The sequence below is a fragment of the Halovivax limisalsi genome (assembly GCF_023093535.1).
Classification (GTDB): Archaea; Halobacteriota; Halobacteria; order Halobacteriales; family Natrialbaceae; genus Halovivax; species Halovivax limisalsi.
This window is the reverse complement of the sequence record NZ_CP095757.1, coordinates 177,833-194,447: the sequence shown is the minus strand read 5'-3', so window position 1 is coordinate 194,447 and position 16,615 is coordinate 177,833. Positions and strand designations below refer to the sequence as shown.

Genomic DNA, 16,615 nt, shown 5'->3' with positions numbered 1-16,615 from the left:
TCCGATCGTCGGCCCCGGTTCCCGGCCGACGGCGTTCGGGGGAAGATTGATTGTCCGCCGTTGGCGCCCTCTATACGAATGAGCGACAACAGCGCGACGCTTATGGACTCGACCGCCGACGTACCGTCGACGATCCCCGATCGTCCGACCACCGCGGACATCTTTCGCGCTCGCCAGACGATCCGCGAGCACGTTCCGAAGACGCCGCTGGTCTACAGCGACTTCCTCTCCGCGGAACTCGACGCGGACGTCTACCTCAAGCGGGACGACACCCTGCCCACGGGGGCGTTCAAACTCCGCGGCGGACTGGTGCTCGCCGCCCACCTCGCCCGACGGGAATCCGTCTCGAAGCTGATCACGGCGAGTACGGGCAACCACGGTCAGTCGATCTCCTACGCCGGGCGGGAGCTCGGCGTCCCCGTCGAAATCGTCGTCCCGAACGAGGCAAACGAGTCGAAAGTGCGCGCGATGGAGGCCCTCGGGGCGACGGTCCGCCACCACGGCGACTCGATGGACGAGGCGTTCGCGTGGGCGAACCGGCGGGCGGACGAGGAGGGGTTTCGGTTCGTCCACCCGGCGAACGAGACCCAGATCGTCGCCGGCGTGGCGACCGCCGGGCTCGAAGTCGTCGAGGAGCTGCCGGACGTCGACGTCGTCTTCTCGCCCGTCGGGAGCGGGAGCTACGCCTCGGGGTACTGCCTGACGGCCGGCGAACTCGCCGGCGCTGACGTGATCGGCGTCCAGAGCGAGGGCGCCGACGCCGCCTACCGCGCCTGGCACGACGGTGGCATGGACCCGATCGACGACGTGACGACGTTCGCCGAGGGGATCGCCGTCGGCACGCCGTTCGAACTGACCATGTCCGTGCTGCGGGACCACCTGACGGATCTCGTCCGCGTCTCCGACGCCGACCTCCGCGACGCCGTCCGGCGACTCGTGTGTGACGAACACGTCTTGGCGGAGGCGGCGGGCGCGGCGAGCGTCGCCGGCGCCTACGCCCGCCGCGACCGGCTCGCGGACCGGACGGTCGTGCTCCCGATCAGCGGCCGGAACCTCTCGGCGTCGAAACTCGCGTCGATCCTCGCCGAGTGAGCGTCGTCACCGGTCGTCGCTCCAGACTGCATCTGTCCTTCCGTTGACCGTCTTCCAGTTTCCCGGCCGGAACGGATCGATCACCGCCGGGCCCGATCGCACGCAACGCTTCGATCACCGGTCGGTCCGACTGGCCACCGCTCAGGCGAGCCGTTCCGGTTCGATCCGATCCGCCGGCGGCCGGTCGAATCGATCCGGACCGAGGCGATCGAGGTCGATCGCGTCGGTCGATCCGTCGACGATTCGCTCGGCGAACGCGCGGCCGATCGTCGGCGCGAGCATGACGCCGAGGCCGTTGAAGCCCGACGCGAGCACGAACCCGTCGATCTCGGTCGGCCCCAGGATCGGGTGGCCGTCCGGCGTGTGGGTCTGGACGCCGGTCCAGCCGTTGACCACGCCCACGTCCTCCACGGCGGGGACGAGTTCGCTCACCTTCGAGAGCGCGTCGAACTGGTAGTCGAGGTCGACGCCGCTGCCCTGGACCGCCGTCGGATCGTCGACGTCCTCGACGTCCCCGTCGAGGTCGCAACACAGCATCGACCCGTTGGCCTCGGTTCGAAAGTAACACCGACTGTCGCGATCGATGACCAGCGGGCTCGCCGCGTCCGTCACCGACTCCGTGACCGCGATCCGGCGCGCCGAGCGCGTGATCGGCAGGTCGAGTCCCACCGACGCGGCCAGTTCGACGCCCCACGGCCCCGCCGCGTTGATCACGTACTCGGCCTCGACCGTCCCCCGGCTCGTGGTGACCGACGTCACCGAGCCGTCGTCGACGGTCACCGACTCCACCGGCGTCCCCGTCTCGATGGTCGCCCCGCGCTCGCGGGCGGCGGTGGCGAATCCCTGCGTGGCGGTGTACGGATCGAGGTGGAGGCACTCCGGGGCGAAGAAGCCGCCCTCGACCGCCTCGGGGTCGATCGGCGGGAACCGCTCGGCGACCGCGTCGGCGTCGATCAGTCGGGTCTCCACGTCGTGCGTTCGAAGCTGATCCCGGCGGTCGGCCCACTCCCGTCGCTCCGCCTCGTCGTGCACGAGATAGAGGTAGCCCGTCTCCGCCACGTCGAGTTCGACGCCCGTCTCCTCGCCGAACCGCCGGTAGAACGCGAGGTTGCGCGTGCCGGCCGCGATCTGCATCGGGTGCGAGAAGACGTTCCGGACGCCGCCCGCCGCTTTGCTCGTGGTGCCGCTCCCGAGCTGGTCCCGCTCGAAGAGGGCGACGTCGATCGCGTCGCGATCGGCGAGGTGGTACGCGATGCTCGTCCCGACGACGCCGCCACCGACGATCGCCACGTCAACGTCCGAAGGCATTGCCACGCAGTCTCTAATCCACCGCATTAAGGGTTCGGAGTCGGGCCGCGCCGACGCGCTCGGTGCCGGCCGGGACCGCAGTCGGCCGTCACCGCCGCCACCGTCGCGATCGCGGGCTCGGCCGACACGAACTTTTAAGACTCCCTGCTCACATTCTCGGCCGCATGGTTATCATCGCCGCGGTCTCCGGGACCCGAGAGGTAGATCCCGTCGTGGAAACGGCCTACGACCTCGCGGAGACGTACGACGAGGACCTCCACGTCCTCCACGTGATTCCCGACGAGGAGTTCCAGGAGCGCCAGTCCGGCGGCGGATCCGACGACAACCCGTCGTACTACCTCGACAACGCCATCACCGACGCCGAGGAGCTCGCGGCGGACGTCGTCGAGGCGACGCTCGGCGACTACGACGAGGCGCGCGTGACGCCGACCGGCGAGGTCGGCGACCCGACCGAGATGGTCCTCGCGCTCGCCGACGACCACGACGCCCGCTTCATCGTCATCGGTGGCCGGAAGCGGACCCCCGTCGGGAAGGCGCTGTTCGGAAGCACCACCCAATCGCTCCTGCTGCACGCCGACCGACCGGTGGTGACGGTCATGCGCGGGGAGTGAGCGGGCGACCGACGATTCGACCGAACGGACCATCCGTCGACCGGTCCGTCGAAGGACGCGACGATCGAACGGACGCTACTATTTTACCGACCGGGGCTGAACGCGTGAGCCATGCCACCAACTATCGGTGTGGTCGGGCTCGGGAACATGGGGAAACCGATGGCGGAGAATCTCGTCGACGCGGGGTACGACGTCGTCGTCCACAACCGCTCGCCGGAACCGGTCGAGGCCGTGGAGGCCTACGGCGCGACGGCGGCCGCCTCGCCACGCGCCGTCGCCGACCGGTCGGACGTCGTCGTCACCTGCCTGCCGGACTCGGACGCGCTCGAGGCGGTCGCCCTCGGCGAATCGGGGCTCGTCGACGGGTTCGATTCGGGGACGGTCCTCGTCGACACGTCGACGATCTCGCCCGTGGCGAGCCGGCGCGTCGCGTCGGCGCTGGAGGAGGTCGGCGCCGCGATGCTCGACGCGCCGGTCAGCGGCGGGACGGAGGGCGCCGCGGCGGGGACGCTCTCGATCATGGTCGGCGGCGACGAGGCGGTGTTCGAGACCTGCCGGCCGATCCTCGAGACGCTGGGCGAGACGATTACCTACTGCGGCGGCCCCGGCTCGGGCCAGGTGACCAAGGTGTGCAACCAGATCATCGTCTCGGTGACGATGCAGGGCATCTGCGAGGCGCTGGTGTTCGCGGCGACGGCCGACGCCGATCTCGAGGCCGTCCTCGGCGCCGTCCGCGACGGGACCGCCTCGTGCTGGATGCTCGACAATCGCGCCGCGGACATGATCGCGGGCGAGTTCGACCCCGGGTTCTTCGCCGAGTACCAGTACAAGGACCTGTGCCTGGCGACCGACGCCGGCGACGCCTACGAGGCCCCGATGCCCGCGACGAAGACGGCCCAGGAGCACTTCAAGGCCGCCGTCGCGATGGGCTACGGTCGCGAGGCGAACACGGCGGTCGTCAAGGTGCTCGAGGAACTGGCCGGCGTCACCCTTCGCGACAGCTAAGGGCCGGATCCACACTCGGCTCAGCCCGTCCGGTAGAGGATGACGAGCGCGACGGCGAGACAGGCCAGGAGCGTCAGGTAGGCGATCGAGTAGCCGACGCGACCCGCGAGCACGCCGACCGACGTCGGCCCGAACGCGCCCACGCCCGTGTAGATCGTCTTGAACACGCCGAAGTCGCCGCCGACGTTGCCGGACGGGAAGATGTCGAGCAGGTACGCCTGCATCGCGGACGGGAAGGACATCAACCCGGCTCCGAACACCGCGATCGCGGCGAAGACCGCCGGCGCGCTGCCGGCGACGACCAGCCAGAGCACCCCGACCCCGCAGGCGAAAATCGCGCTGACGGTGACGGACATGCGGGAGAACCGGTCGCTCAGGGTCCCGGAGATCGGCATGAACACGATGCCGACGAACCAGACGAAGGCGAACCCGCCGCTGGCCAGCGCCGGGGAGAACCCCTTGGTCGCCTGGAGGAACGTCGGCAGGAAGCCGATGCCGCCCTGCCAGACGAAGACGACGAGCGAGTACGCGACGACGAGCCGGCGAATGCGCGCCGTTCCGAACACGCGCCGGATCGTCTCGAGGGCGTGTAGTTCGACGCGGCCGAGGCTGACCGGTTCGGAGAGCATGCGGTGGAGACAGAGGAGCGTCACCACCAGGCCGGCCGCGATGGCGACGAACACCGACTGCCAGGTGTCGCCCGTGAGCACGAACGCGACGAGGCCGGCGGCGAGGATCGCTCCCACGTTACCCGCGGCCATGTTCACGCCGATCGCCCACCCCTGATTCGACGGCGCCAGGTCGAAGACGACCACGCGCATCGTGATGAAGTAGAGGCCGGCACCGATTCCGACGCTGACGACCGAGAGGAGCAACGCCGCGTACGTCCGCGCAAATCCGAGCGCGACGAATCCCGCGACCATCAGCCCGATCCCCGCCGCCAGCACCGGCTTGCGCGAGAGCTGATCCGACAGTCGACCGCCCGGGTAGTGCGCGGCGGCGTAGAGCACCGACAGCGCCGTCAGCACGAACCCCGCGGCGCCGGGCGAGACCGAAAACTGCTCGATGATCGTGGGCAGGAGCGGCGGCAGCGCCTGGCGGCCGAGCTGGGTGAGGAACCAGCCGAACGAGAGGACGACGATCAATCGGGTCGATCGATCCCCGAGTCGTCCGATGCGGTCCAGCACGTCCGGACGTACCGAGATGACACGTATATGTATACCGTCTCCCGACCGCCGGCGACCGCGACCGATCCGGGGGCGCCCCGCGAACCGGCGCGGTGTAACGGCGCGCTGGCGACGGCCGCTCGAAACCGGGTTCGCCGAACCGGCGTTCGGCAGCCCCCGCAGTGGTGCGCCGCTTCGATTGCAATCATTAGATATTCGCGGATTATGCTGGTGAAAAGTAATGCTTCCCACTCTAAAATCCACAATCTATTAATGGTCCGCACGTGAGCAACCGGTATGGCAGCAACAGCCGATGAGAGTGAAGACACGGAGACGGACCCCCTCAGCGTCGCGGTGCTCGGTGCGGGGAGCCAGGGACACGCCTTCGCCGGGTTCCTCGGCCTGCAGGGATGTGACGTTTCGATCGTCGGGCGCAGCGGCGACAAGGTCGACGAGATCGCCGACGCGGGCGGGATCGAGGTCGAGGGATCCGCGACCGGCTTCGCCGAGATCGACCCCGACGCGGCGACGACGAGCGTGGCCGAGGGAATCGCCGGCCGAGACGTCATCTTCCTCGTCGTCCCGGCCTACGGTCACGAACACTTCGCGCACGAACTCACCGACGCCGTCGAGGACGGCCAGACGATCGTCGTCGGAACCGACAACTTCGGTAGCCTCCGGATGCGCCAGATCTTCGAGGAAGCCGGCGTGACGGCCGACGTCACCATCGCCGGCGCCTCGATCTCGCCGTTCCCCGGCCGGAGCCACGACCCGGCGACGGTCGACATTCACGGCGTGAAGGCGAACGTCCCGATCGCGGCGGTGCCCGCCACCGAGACCGACCGCGTCGCCGACCAGCTCAATTCGGCGTTCAATCCGGACGTGCAGTTCAACCCGGCGCGGGACATCTTCGAGGTCAACCTGACCAACCTCAACGTCCCGATGCACACGACGATCTCGCTGTTCAACCTCACCCACATCGATCGCGGCGACGAATACCGCTTCTACGGCGACGGCCTCACGCCCGCCGTCGAACGCCTGATCACGTCGCTCGACGGCGAGCGCCTGGCGCTGGGCGACGGACTCGACCTCGACATCCCGTCGCTCCCGGACCTCGTCGACGACATGTACGAGGTGTGCGAGGGCGAGACGATCATGGAGCTGCTCGGCGAGAGCCCGATTCACAAGTCCGGACTCGGCCCGACGAGCCTCGAATTCCGGTACATCACGGAGGACGTCCCCTACGGGCTCGTCCCGATGGCGTCGATCTGTGACGAACTCGGGATCGCGTGTCCGACGCTCGATTCGATGATCCACCTGCTGTCGGTCGCGACGGGCACCGACTTCGAGGCGGAGGGCCTGACGGCCGAGGAACTCGGCCTCGACGGGCTCTCCAGCGAGGAGATGCAGGCGCTCGTCGGCGGCGAATAACCGGCCTCCGCGTTCTCTTTCTGCATTCGGTGGGTGACAGCGCGCGTAGCGCAGCGGTCGACGAACGGTCCGGACGCGGCCCCGCTGGCGCCGGAAGCGGCCAGTCGCCGATCGGAGAACGGGCGACCGTCGCGGACCGCGCGGCCGACCTGGCGCGCACGATCGAACGCGCGCACGCTGGCGTGCCAGGAGCGCGAGCCCTGCCGGTTGAGCGGATCAACGCCTGGCGTTATAACGCGACGAACACTCGTCACTCACTCGGTCGGTTCTACGCCCGGGCGCAGTTGCCCGTTACGTTGCCGTCAAAATTCCGTCGCCAGCGACACGCGTCGCTCCGTCGGTGGGCTCTCCCGCGGTACGTCGTCAGTTAGTCGTCGTCTTCGCGAAGCTGGAACTCCTTGCGCTCGTAGACGTCACCGTCCGCGTCCTCGTCGTAGACGTAGCCGTAGGACTTGTAGCTATCGTCGGGGTAGACGTGGAGCGACCGGCTGCGAACCGGACTGTACACCGCGTGGATCTCGTTCTCCCGGGGGTCGACGACGGCGGACTCGCCGGGTTCGGTGACCGTGGTCCCGAGCACCTCGAAGGTGTATTCGTTCTCCCCGACCTGAGTCGGTTCGAGGTCCGAGAGCGCGAGGTGTCCCTCGACGAGGACCTCGAAACAGGGACGCCCGTGGTGTTCGTGTGGCATCAGCGCGTACTCCGGCGGCCACTCCATGTACCGGATCACGTGCCGTCCGGGGTCGCCGATGACCTTCTTCCGGGTGTACTCGCCGGGTTCGGCGTGTTCGGTTTCGAGTCCGTCCAGGAAGCCGGGTCGCTCGATGGCGTCTTCGAGCAGCGCCGGGCCCTCCTCGACGAAGACGTCGTCGCCCTGTTCGAGGAGCTCTCCTAGTTCTTCGTATACTTCTCTGACGTGTTCGTTAGCACTACCGGTCTCTTGCTGACTCATCTCGACTGGAATGGCTCGGCGGAGAATATTAAAACTATTGTCCCCGGGTGCCGATCGCCGCTTCGACGGACGAGCCAACTGGAAGCTTTATAGTCGTGGTGGGCAAGACCTCGGGTGATGAGTGTCGCACGGAGAGCGATCGCACAGTTACTGCCCGGCGTGCGGGCCGTCCGTCGGGAGCTGGGCCGCCAATGGCTCGAACTCGACAGAGGCTGGAAAGCGACCGTCCTGAGCGTGACCCTGCTCGTCACGATCATCTACGCCCCGATTTGACCGATGGACGACAGATCGCGCCGGTCGATCGGCTTCGCTCTCGGCTTCCTCACCCTGGTCGCCATCGCGGCGGTCGCGCACGCGCTGGCGGTCTCCGTCGGCGGGAGCGCGCTGTTGCTCTCCGTCGCCATCGGATTCGTCATCGCGAACACGGTCGGCGTTCCGGCCGTCATCCGGCGCGGCGTCGGTTTGCACAAGCTGTTCCTGGAGGTCGGGATCGTCCTCCTCGGCGTTCGCCTCTCGCTGTCGGACGTCGCGTCGACCGGGGTCTTCGTCGTCGTCCTCGCCGTCGGCGTCATCGTCCTCGGACTGGTGCTGGTCGAACTCCTCTCGCGGACCGTCTTCGGCATCGACCGCAAGACCGGAACGCTGCTCGCGGCCGGCTCGAGCATCTGCGGGGTCTCGGCGGCCGTCGCGGTCGCCGGCAGCATCGACGCCCACGAGCGCCAGCTGGCCTACGCCGTCGCGACGATCCTCGTCTTCGACGGCCTCACCTTGCTGACGTACCCGTTCGTCGGTCAAGTTCTCGCGCTCACGCCCAAGGAGTTCGGGCTCTGGGCGGGGAGCACGATGTTCAGTACGGGCCCGGTGACCGCGGCCGGCTTCGCCCACTCGGCCGACGCCGGGCAGTGGGCGACGGTCACCAAACTGGTTCGGAACGCCTTCATCGGGATCGCCGCGATCGCGTACTCGTTCGTGTACGCCCGGAAACGGGCCGGTGGTGGGGCCTCGCTGCGCGGCCTCTGGGAGCAGTTCCCGAAGTTCCTCGTCGGCTTCGTCCTCGTCGCCGCGGTGGCCAACGCGGGGCTGCTCGGCCCCTCACAGATCGAGGCGACGAACGCGCTGACGGACGGCCTGTTCCTCCTCGCGTTCGCGGGGCTCGGAACCGACATCCAGCTCGCCGACATGCGCGATACCGGCATCCGACCGATTCTGGTCGTCCTCACGCACCTGATCCTGATCAGCGTCCTGGTCCTGACGGTCGTGACCACGCTTCTCTGAAGTCGTCGCGTCGACGGGGGAGTCGAACCGGCGTGACGAGACGCGCCGGGCGCGACGATTCACACGAGCGAATCGAGACGCGACGATACGAGCGAACCGATACGCTACGACCGCGAATTCGCGTACGTGAGGCGCAACTCGATCTCGTTGGTCGCCCCGAGGAGGTAGTTGGGGACCTCCTCGCGGAACCGCTCTCCTCTGAGGCGGTTCTCCGGCGCTCCGATGCCGATGGCGCCGACGGCCCGGTCGTTCGCACGGATCGGCGCCCCGATGCCGCGAACGCCCTCGATCTCCTCGTTCTCGTTGAACGCGTAGCCCCGCTCTCTGATCGCGTCGAGCTCCGCGAACAGGTCGTCGACGTCGGTGATCGTGTTCGACGTGCGGCGGGGGAGGCCGCGCCGTTCGACGATCTCCTCGACGCGCTCGCGCGGCAGGTAGGCGAGCAACGCCTTGCCGGCCGCGAGGTAGTGCAGGTGCGAGCGCTCGCCGATCGTACTCTGGACCTGGAGGGCGTTTTCGCCCATCGCCTTGTCGAGATAGACCGCCCAGCCGTGTTCCTCGACGATGAGCCACACCGCCTCGCCGGTCTCGGTGGCGAGTTTCGTCAGCTGCGAGGCGGCGGCGTGGGAGAGTTCCATCTGATCCCGCACGTGGACCCCGAGTTCGAGAAACTGGAGACTCAATCGGTACTCGGTTCCCTCCTTGACCACGAACTCCTGTTCCTCGAGCGCCGAGACGTGGGCGTGTGCGGTACTCTTCGCGACGTCGAGCTGGTCGGCGAGTTCGGTCACCGTCGCTCCCTCAAGGTCGCGAAGCGATTCGATGACCTCGAACACCGTTCCGGTCGTCTGGATCGTGCGCCGTTTCGAACCGTTTTCGCTCATACAGGGGTATTGCGGCCGTCTATGATAACTCTGGCCGTTGTATCCGCCACGGGGTCTCGGGAATGATCGACCTTCCGTTCGACGTTATCGAACGAACCGGGACGAATCGAGATGGACCCTTTCGCCGGGGAGGGTAGGTCGGATCGAAGAGATGGGGTGCCACATTCGAAATGCCTCACTCGCGCGCGTACGAACTACACCGTTCGGAGCCGTCACGCACCCCCGTCAACGCGATTCCGGTCGACCGCTAACCGTGTGGAGCGCACCGTCGGAATCGTGACGATGCCGTCGACCGCAGCCGACCCGGATCAGATCTCGACGCGAGTTTCGACGACGTGATCCGGACACGACGTGGTACGATCCGTCTACGCGCCGCGGACGAGTACTGTTTCGCTCCGTGGACCCCGTCAACCCGGCCGTGGCGGTCGACCGACCGAGCGAGTTCCCGGTGTTCGATGTTATCGAACAGCTGCCCACTCGACGGGAAATCCGGTGGAACGACTGCCGGGCTGGCGTCGGTACGTTCGTCCGTCTCCCGAAAACTGCCGCTGCGAGCCCGATCCGTCGGTTCGGTCACCGCAATCTCCGCTCGTACCCTCCCGACGGCTCGTGCCATCCGCTGGTCGGTTCGGACGAACGCCCGTTTTCCTCAGCGAAAACCCGTTACAGACATACGTTTGTAAGAAAGGTGGACCCGATCGCCCGCCCTACCCGGCTCGCTCACTCGCGATGGCGATCGAACCCGTATGCGCGGGTTTTCTTTCGACGACCGTCACGATACCCGCCACGAATATCGTTCGTTACTATCGAACGAGGGGTGCTGGTGGCGGCGCGACGTATTCGGCGGTGACCGGTCGCAGTCCGGCTAAGGGACCCGCGCGACCTCGACTGGTGGATGACCGGTGCAGCTACCGGGCGCGAATCGTCGACCGGGCGTCCAGTTTCGCAGATAGTATTGTACTAAAACCACAAGATCATTGCGAATATTTGCTTGACACGATCTCCCAGCCGGCGCCACGTCATTCTAACAATCCGCCCTCTGGCCCTCACACTCGAAATAATGACGTTTTAGTGTTCGTGTACCGTCCTGCGCCAATACGCGTTATAGAACGACATTATTTGATTATTTTTCCCTTATCGGAGGATAATGAATCTATTTCGTATTATCATCGTTTTACCGTTGGATATGATGGTACTCTCCGGATAACGTGAATTGAATGTTCCATATCGGATCTATATTGTATTATTATAACAATACTAAACCGGTACAGAGCGCCCGATCCAGTCGAGGGCGAACTGTTCCGCGCCATCGGTCGAGAGCGGTTCTCAGGGACTCCCCTTCCGCGTGTTTCACGTCGGACGGATTCAGCGGCTGTCGCGCAGATCGCCGTCCTCGACCCGGGAGCCGATACACTGATGGTTCGGACGCGTTTCCCTCCGGTCGATGCTCGTCGATCTCTCGATGCCGCTGACGGAGGACCTGCCGGTCTTTCCCGGCTACCCGTCCTTCGAGGCGACCAAGATTCGCTCCCACGAGGAAGACGGAGCGGTATCACACGCGCTCTCGCTCACCACTCACCTGGGGACCCACGTCGACGCACCCGCCCACTTCGTTCCGGGCGGCGCGACCGTCGACGACCTCCCGCTCGAAACGCTGACGGGCGCCGCCCGCGTCGTCGACCTTCGGTCCCACGCCGGCGAGACGATCACCGCCGACGTCCTCGCTGCCGAGGCGGGCTCGATCGACGAACCCATCGCGCTCTTGCTCACGGGCGACGTCGACGACTCCTTCGAGGCGGCCGACTTCTTCGAAACGGCGGCGGTCCTCGACGAGAGCGGCGCCGAGTGGCTCCTCGAACAGTCCGTCTCGGCCGTCGGGAACGACTTTCTCACCGAGTCCATCTCCGTCGACGAGCGACCGGTGCACCACGCCCTCCTGGGCGCCGGGGTGCCGATCGTCGAGTACCTGTGCAACGTCGACGATATCGTGACGGCCGACGTCGTCGAGTTCTCGTGTCTGCCGCTGTCGCTCCCGTCGCTCGAGGCGGCTCCGGCGCGCGCCGTCGCTCGCGTCGACGAGTGACGCGACTCGCTGCGCGCGCCGGCGGTGAACCCCGGCGATGCCCGCTGTCTCTGGCCGGGCCGGCGCGGCCCGATACCGTCAGTCGGCGACGGCTTTCAGTCGCGTTCGCGGGAAGAGGTACACCTGCAACTCCGGAGGAACCGGGCCGTTTCGCCGAACCGTCGCGTGGGGGAACACCGCCGCGACGACCGGTTCGTCGGGGTCGTAGCGCTCGTTGGTCTCGTAGGCGGCGACGGTCTCGCCCGTCGAGCTGATTCTGGTCGCGTCGGCCCGCCGATCGGAGACGTCGACGACGGTCACGGTCGCCCCAGACTCGCGATCCCGCGCCCGGTCGCCGGGCGAGAGGGCGTGGGCCTCGCAGTAGACCGGCGCCTCGATCGGGTCGTCGACGAAGACGGTCTCGCCGCAGTCGGTACACGTCGCGGCCAGTTTGCCGGGTGGCGGCGCGCGTCCCTCGGTGATCTCGATCGCGACGCGGCGGACGTGCTTGCAGCGAGCGCCCCGGAAGAGGTGGTCGGGGCAGCTGCATCGCCCGCTCGTCGCGTCGACGAGGTAGGTTTCGTCGCTCTCGGCTTCGACCTCGTAGAGGCCGTCGCCCAGCGCGAGGACGGACATCGATTCGGTCCGCGCCCGACGCGACCGCTCGTCGAGGCGAGCCGTGTCGGGAACGGGCAGCGACGTTTTCGGAGAGGCTGTCTGTGACATGATTTCGAAGACGCTGGTGGGTTTCGGTGGCGTCTCGTGGCGGTGAGGTGGTGGGCTGGCCGTACGTCTCGGTACGAGTGAACTGAGGAACCCGACGGCGATAAACGGTCGCCTGCGTGCGCAAGCGGCCGATCGAGCGCCCGACCGCTCGCCGATTCGGCCCCCGCAACAACCGTCCCCGACCTTCGACACGCTTTTGTCCGGACCGACGAATTCGATCGTATGTTCGACCGCGAGAGCCTCATCGAAATGGCGGCGGCCGTCGTGTGCGTCCTCGTCATCCTCGGCGGACTGCTGTTCGTCGGCTCCACCTACGGGGACGGCCAGTTCCTCGGCGAGGAAGGTGCAACGATGCTCATCGCCGTGATCGTCGCCTCGATTCTGTTCGCGACGATGGTCGGCGTCGCCCTGGCCTACACCGTCTCGGAACCCGAGAACGGCGCGTCGGCCTGAGACGCGTCCCACCGCCCACGAAGCTGCGAAAGAGGAAGCGTCCGCCGGCTCTCTCTCTCTCTCTCTCTCTCTCTCTCTCTCTCTCTCTCTCGAGTCACTCCGCTTCGGCGGTCGTCTCGCGCCAGTCCTCGAGATCGTCCTCGTCGGCGTCGTCGAGGCGCTGCTCGTAGTAGGCCATCGGGTGCGGAATGCGTTCGCAGAGGTCGTCCATGTTGACGCAGTCGCCGTACGATTGCATCGTCGCACACGAGGGCGGCGAGTACTCCGTCGGCGAGGTGTCGCCGCGGATGTGGTCGGTCTGGTAGCGCGTCATCTCCTCGCCGAACGCGGAGTTGACCCGGTAGAGTTCGACGATCTCGTCGGTCGACATGCCGATCGAGGTCAGAAAGGCCGTGATGGCGAACCGCGAGTGGTGCGGGAGGTGCTCGCCCTTCTGGATGTCGTCGAGCAGAGCCTGCATGCAGGGCGGAAAGAGCTCCGGCACAACCGTGTCGATCTCGCGGACGAGTTCGAGTTCGGCCACCAGTTCTTGCAGCCGGACCACCTCGTCTTCGAGCGCCTCCGCGATCGGCTCGGGCACGTCGAACGGGAGGCCGGCTTCCACCCGGTCGGTGACCGCCTCGCGGAGCAGCGCGCGCAGTTCGGTCTCCGACACCGGTACCGCGCCATCCGCCAGTTCGCGGTTGACCAGTCGCCACTCGTCGCCCCAGCAGTCGGCGGCGAGTGGAAGGTACGCACCCACCTCCAGCAGGTACGTCGGCTCGCCGGTCGCCCGTCCGGCCGTCGCCGCGCCGGGGGCGAACCCGTCGCCGGCACCCTCGGCGCTCCCCTCGTCGAGTGCCGGGGGTGCCTCGCGGATTGAGCCCGCGAGGCCGAACTCCGCGAGCAAGTCGCTGCGGTCGATGCCCGCCGACTCGACGCTCTTGAGTTCCGTCGTGTCCTCGAAATCCGCGGTGAAGCGCTGGTGGGCGGTCGCGCCCTCCGCGCGTGCGTACCGGCGGACCAGGACGCGCTCGTCGACGAGCGAGACGAGGACGCGCGCGACCGGGTACGAGAGGAGTTCGACCCGGGCGTCGGGGACGCCCTCACCGACGTCGCCCTCTTCCAGGGCTCGCTCGACGCGCGAGCGGGCCCGTTCGACGACTGCCGGCTCCGACTCGACGACCGCCGCCAGGTCCACCGCCTCCGCGGCGACGGCTTCCCGTGCGTCGTCGAGGAACGGATACCGTGCGTAACGCGGATCCATCGCTAGCGTTGAATGTGCGCGACGATGGATAAACACGATGGTTGAATCGTTCACGAGTCGTGAGTGTGTCTGGATGCGGGCGACCCACGGCGGTGCGTCTCGTTCACGCCCGTCCCGGCGTCGCTGCGCGTGGCAACACGCGGCGATGGCGTCGCGACGCGGCGCGTGGCGGTGTCTTGATGGATCCGCGCGACGAATCGTGAGACATGCCCCACACTAGCCGCGACGGCGTCACCCTGCGCTACGAGGCGGATCGGACCGACGATCCCGCGGGGGTCGTCGTCTTCCTGCAGGGACTCGGGCTCGGCCGGTGGGCCTGGCGCTGGCAGCGCGAGGCGCTTCGCGACCGGTACGACGTACTCGCGCCGGACACGCGCGGCGCCGGCGTGGCGGACGTGCGCACCGACGGCGGCGTCCGGGTGGCAGCCACTCGCGTGACTCGATCGGACGACGGACTCGGCCCCCTCGTCCCGCGACTACCGGGCCGGATCCGCCGGCCGGTTCTGGCCCGCCGAGCCGCCTACTCCGTCGCCGGGCTGGCGGCGGATCTGGAGGCCGTTCTCGCGGACGTCGGCGAGCGCTCGGTCCACCTCGTCGGCCAGGGCCTCGGCGCCGCCGTCGCGATCGAACACGCCCGGGCCTACCGGCGGGCGGAATCGCTCGCCCTCGTCGGCGCTCACGCTGGCGGTGCAGCGTTCGACCTGCCGGCGGAGATCCGCGAGACAATCCTCGATCCCGACGGGTCGACCGAGCGGTTGCGCGTTCGCAATCGATTGCGCCCGTACTTCTCGCAACCGTTCCTCGCCCGACACCCACGCCTGGTTGACGAGGTGATCGACTGGCAGGCGATGCAGGGACCGAGCCAGGCCGCCCTCGAGGCGGGCGTGGTCGCGTGGGAACGCTTCGACGCGACCGACTGGCTCGACCGCGTCGACGTGCCAACCCTCGTCGTCCACGGCGACGCGGACCGACTCGTTCCGGTCGACGCGGCGTGGGAACTGGCCGACCGGCTCCCGAACGCCGAGTGCGAGGTCGTGGACGAGGCCGGGCACCTGGTCGGGGTCGAAGCCGATCGAGTGGTGAACGATCGACTGCGCGACTTCCTCAGTTTTCGATAACGCGTCTCCGTTCGAAACCGCGTGGCGGGACGGGTGATCAGTTCACGATTCGCCGACCCGCGAGCGCGAGCGTGGCGATCAGCGCGGCGATGGCACCGAAGCCGGGGATCGAATCGTCGTCCCCGCCATCCGCGCCGTCCGTGCCGTCTTCACCGTCCTCGCCGTCGTCCGTACCGTCTTCACCGTCCTCGCCGTCGCCGGACGGCTCCTCGACGGTGACGGTGCCGGCGGTGGTGCCGCCGACGCTGACCTCATAGGTACCGGCTTCCTCGAAGGTGTGCTCGAAGCTGACGGCCGTGGTCGCGCCACCTTTGAGCGTCACCTCCTCGCTGGCGACCGCCTCGCCGTCGATGGCGAGCGAGACAGTCGCCGTCCCCTCGGCCTCACCGAGGTTCTCGATGGTCCCCTCCGCGGTGACCGACGCACCGACCGCGACGGTCGAATCGCTGAGCGTCGCCGCCGTCACCTGCAGGTTCGGCTCACTCGGGTCCGACGGCGCGGGCGGGAGCGACGGCCCCGGTGCGGAGCCGGCGTCCTCGTCGACCGTGATCGTGGTCGTCGCCGAGCCGAAGTCGATCAGATCGACCGTCGCCTCGTACTCGCCCTCGTCGTCCAGCCGGACGGCGAATGGAATCGTCGTGGTTTCCCCGGGTGCCAGCCCCTCGATGGTCCGTTTGCCGACGACGTCGCCGTCGAAGTCCCCGCCGTCGAGGCTGAACTCGACGGTCGTAGGCGTGGTCACCTCGCCGGTGTTCTCGACGACCGCGGCGACGGTCGCCGAGTCGTTGGGCTGGATCTCGGTCGTCGATTCCTCATCGTCGATCGAGACCTGGTAGGAGCGCTCGCCGATGTCGGAGCCAGAGAGCGTCACCTCCTGGAGATCGCTGGAGGCCCACGTGACCGCCGGTTCGGCGTCGACCGTCTGGCCGTTGACGCGGAAGGTGACGGGCTCGCTGGCGTCTTCGGAGTCGCCGGGAACCTCGAGTTTCTCCTCGCCGATGGCGGGGCGGCCGAACTGGCCGTCGGCACCGACGCTGATCGAGCCGCGCTTTTCCCCGCCGACGTAGGCGGTCACGAGCGTCCCTTCGGGCGCCGGTTCGCCGTCGATGAGTACCTCGCCATAGTACGCGGCAGGAAGGGCGGGTGGTTCGTCATCCTGCGCGAGTGCCGGTGCCGCGATGGCTCCCGCACCCGCGGCCGACAGGAGGACGATGAGGGCGAGGCTCGTCGCGAGCAGCCGCCCCGATCTGCCCCGGCGTCGTATCATGTGCTGTGTCATAGGTACA

Annotated in this window: 16 protein-coding genes; 9 read left to right on the top strand and 7 right to left on the bottom strand. The window is 67.8% G+C overall.

Going from position 1 to position 16,615, the window contains the following annotated elements; all coding sequences use genetic code 11:
- The first annotated feature begins 78 nt into the window (after positions 1–78).
- Entirely contained in the window at positions 79–1,092 is a 1,014-nt protein-coding gene (locus MXA07_RS00830; RefSeq protein WP_247730157.1) for a threonine ammonia-lyase, read from the top strand.
- A 141-nt stretch (positions 1,093–1,233) separates the two neighbouring features.
- Here the strand turns inward: MXA07_RS00830 and MXA07_RS00825 are convergent, their stop codons facing one another.
- Positions 1,234–2,400: an NAD(P)/FAD-dependent oxidoreductase gene (locus MXA07_RS00825; RefSeq protein ID WP_247730156.1), complete on the bottom strand. Its 1,167-nt coding sequence runs from the start codon at positions 2,398–2,400 to the stop codon at positions 1,234–1,236.
- 164 nt (positions 2,401–2,564) lie between these two features.
- Between MXA07_RS00825 and MXA07_RS00820 the strand changes: the two genes are divergently transcribed.
- Together MXA07_RS00820 and MXA07_RS00815 are read left to right on the top strand one after the other, a co-directional pair.
- Positions 2,565–3,011, top strand: a complete 447-nt coding sequence (locus MXA07_RS00820) for a universal stress protein (RefSeq protein WP_247730155.1) — start codon at positions 2,565–2,567, stop codon at positions 3,009–3,011.
- 111 nt (positions 3,012–3,122) lie between these two features.
- A complete protein-coding gene (locus tag MXA07_RS00815; protein WP_247730154.1) occupies positions 3,123–4,016 on the top strand; it encodes an NAD(P)-dependent oxidoreductase in 894 nt (297 codons plus the stop codon).
- A 20-nt stretch (positions 4,017–4,036) separates the two neighbouring features.
- Here the strand turns inward: MXA07_RS00815 and MXA07_RS00810 are convergent, their stop codons facing one another.
- Entirely contained in the window at positions 4,037–5,203 is a 1,167-nt protein-coding gene (locus tag MXA07_RS00810; RefSeq protein ID WP_247730153.1) for an MFS transporter, read from the bottom strand.
- Positions 5,204–5,479: 276 nt separating this feature from the next.
- On the opposite strand from MXA07_RS00810, the gene MXA07_RS00805 reads away from it, so the two are divergent.
- Entirely contained in the window at positions 5,480–6,613 is a 1,134-nt protein-coding gene (locus tag MXA07_RS00805) for an NAD/NADP-dependent octopine/nopaline dehydrogenase family protein (protein WP_247730152.1), read from the top strand.
- Positions 6,614–6,980: 367 nt separating this feature from the next.
- Here the strand turns inward: MXA07_RS00805 and MXA07_RS00800 are convergent, their stop codons facing one another.
- Entirely contained in the window at positions 6,981–7,565 is a 585-nt protein-coding gene (locus tag MXA07_RS00800; protein ID WP_247730151.1) for a cupin domain-containing protein, read from the bottom strand.
- Between the two features lie 117 nt (positions 7,566–7,682).
- Between MXA07_RS00800 and MXA07_RS00795 the strand changes: the two genes are divergently transcribed.
- Positions 7,683–7,838, top strand: coding sequence for a hypothetical protein (locus tag MXA07_RS00795; protein ID WP_247730150.1), 156 nt, complete (start codon positions 7,683–7,685; stop codon positions 7,836–7,838).
- A 3-nt stretch (positions 7,839–7,841) separates the two neighbouring features.
- Positions 7,842–8,840, top strand: a complete 999-nt coding sequence (locus MXA07_RS00790) for a YeiH family protein (protein WP_247730149.1) — start codon at positions 7,842–7,844, stop codon at positions 8,838–8,840.
- Positions 8,841–8,944: 104 nt separating this feature from the next.
- On the opposite strand, the gene MXA07_RS00785 is transcribed toward MXA07_RS00790, so the two are convergent.
- Positions 8,945–9,724 carry an IclR family transcriptional regulator gene (locus MXA07_RS00785; protein WP_247730148.1) on the bottom strand — a complete coding sequence of 260 codons (780 nt, stop codon included), beginning with the start codon at positions 9,722–9,724 and terminating at the stop codon, positions 8,945–8,947.
- A 1,444-nt stretch (positions 9,725–11,168) separates the two neighbouring features.
- Here MXA07_RS00785 and MXA07_RS00780 point away from each other — a divergent pair.
- Positions 11,169–11,807: a cyclase family protein gene (locus MXA07_RS00780; protein WP_247730147.1), complete on the top strand. Its 639-nt coding sequence runs from the start codon at positions 11,169–11,171 to the stop codon at positions 11,805–11,807.
- A 78-nt stretch (positions 11,808–11,885) separates the two neighbouring features.
- On the opposite strand, the gene MXA07_RS00775 is transcribed toward MXA07_RS00780, so the two are convergent.
- On the bottom strand, positions 11,886–12,512 hold the full coding sequence (locus MXA07_RS00775; protein WP_247730146.1) for an SWIM zinc finger family protein: 627 nt from the start codon (positions 12,510–12,512) through the stop codon (positions 11,886–11,888).
- A 222-nt stretch (positions 12,513–12,734) separates the two neighbouring features.
- Between MXA07_RS00775 and MXA07_RS00770 the strand changes: the two genes are divergently transcribed.
- Entirely contained in the window at positions 12,735–12,965 is a 231-nt protein-coding gene (locus tag MXA07_RS00770) for a DUF7472 family protein (RefSeq protein ID WP_247730145.1), read from the top strand.
- Positions 12,966–13,059: 94 nt separating this feature from the next.
- Here the strand turns inward: MXA07_RS00770 and priL are convergent, their stop codons facing one another.
- Complete coding sequence (gene priL / locus MXA07_RS00765) at positions 13,060–14,211, bottom strand: DNA primase regulatory subunit PriL (RefSeq protein WP_247730144.1); 1,152 nt, start codon at positions 14,209–14,211, stop codon at positions 13,060–13,062.
- 206 nt (positions 14,212–14,417) lie between these two features.
- Between priL and MXA07_RS00760 the strand changes: the two genes are divergently transcribed.
- Positions 14,418–15,329 (top strand): alpha/beta fold hydrolase, encoded by a 912-nt coding sequence (locus MXA07_RS00760; RefSeq protein ID WP_247730143.1) that lies wholly within the window; start codon positions 14,418–14,420, stop codon positions 15,327–15,329.
- Positions 15,330–15,366: 37 nt separating this feature from the next.
- Here MXA07_RS00760 and MXA07_RS00755 read toward each other — a convergent pair whose 3' ends face one another.
- Entirely contained in the window at positions 15,367–16,608 is a 1,242-nt protein-coding gene (locus MXA07_RS00755) for a CARDB domain-containing protein (RefSeq protein ID WP_247730142.1), read from the bottom strand.
- Positions 16,609–16,615: the final 7 nt, after the last annotated feature.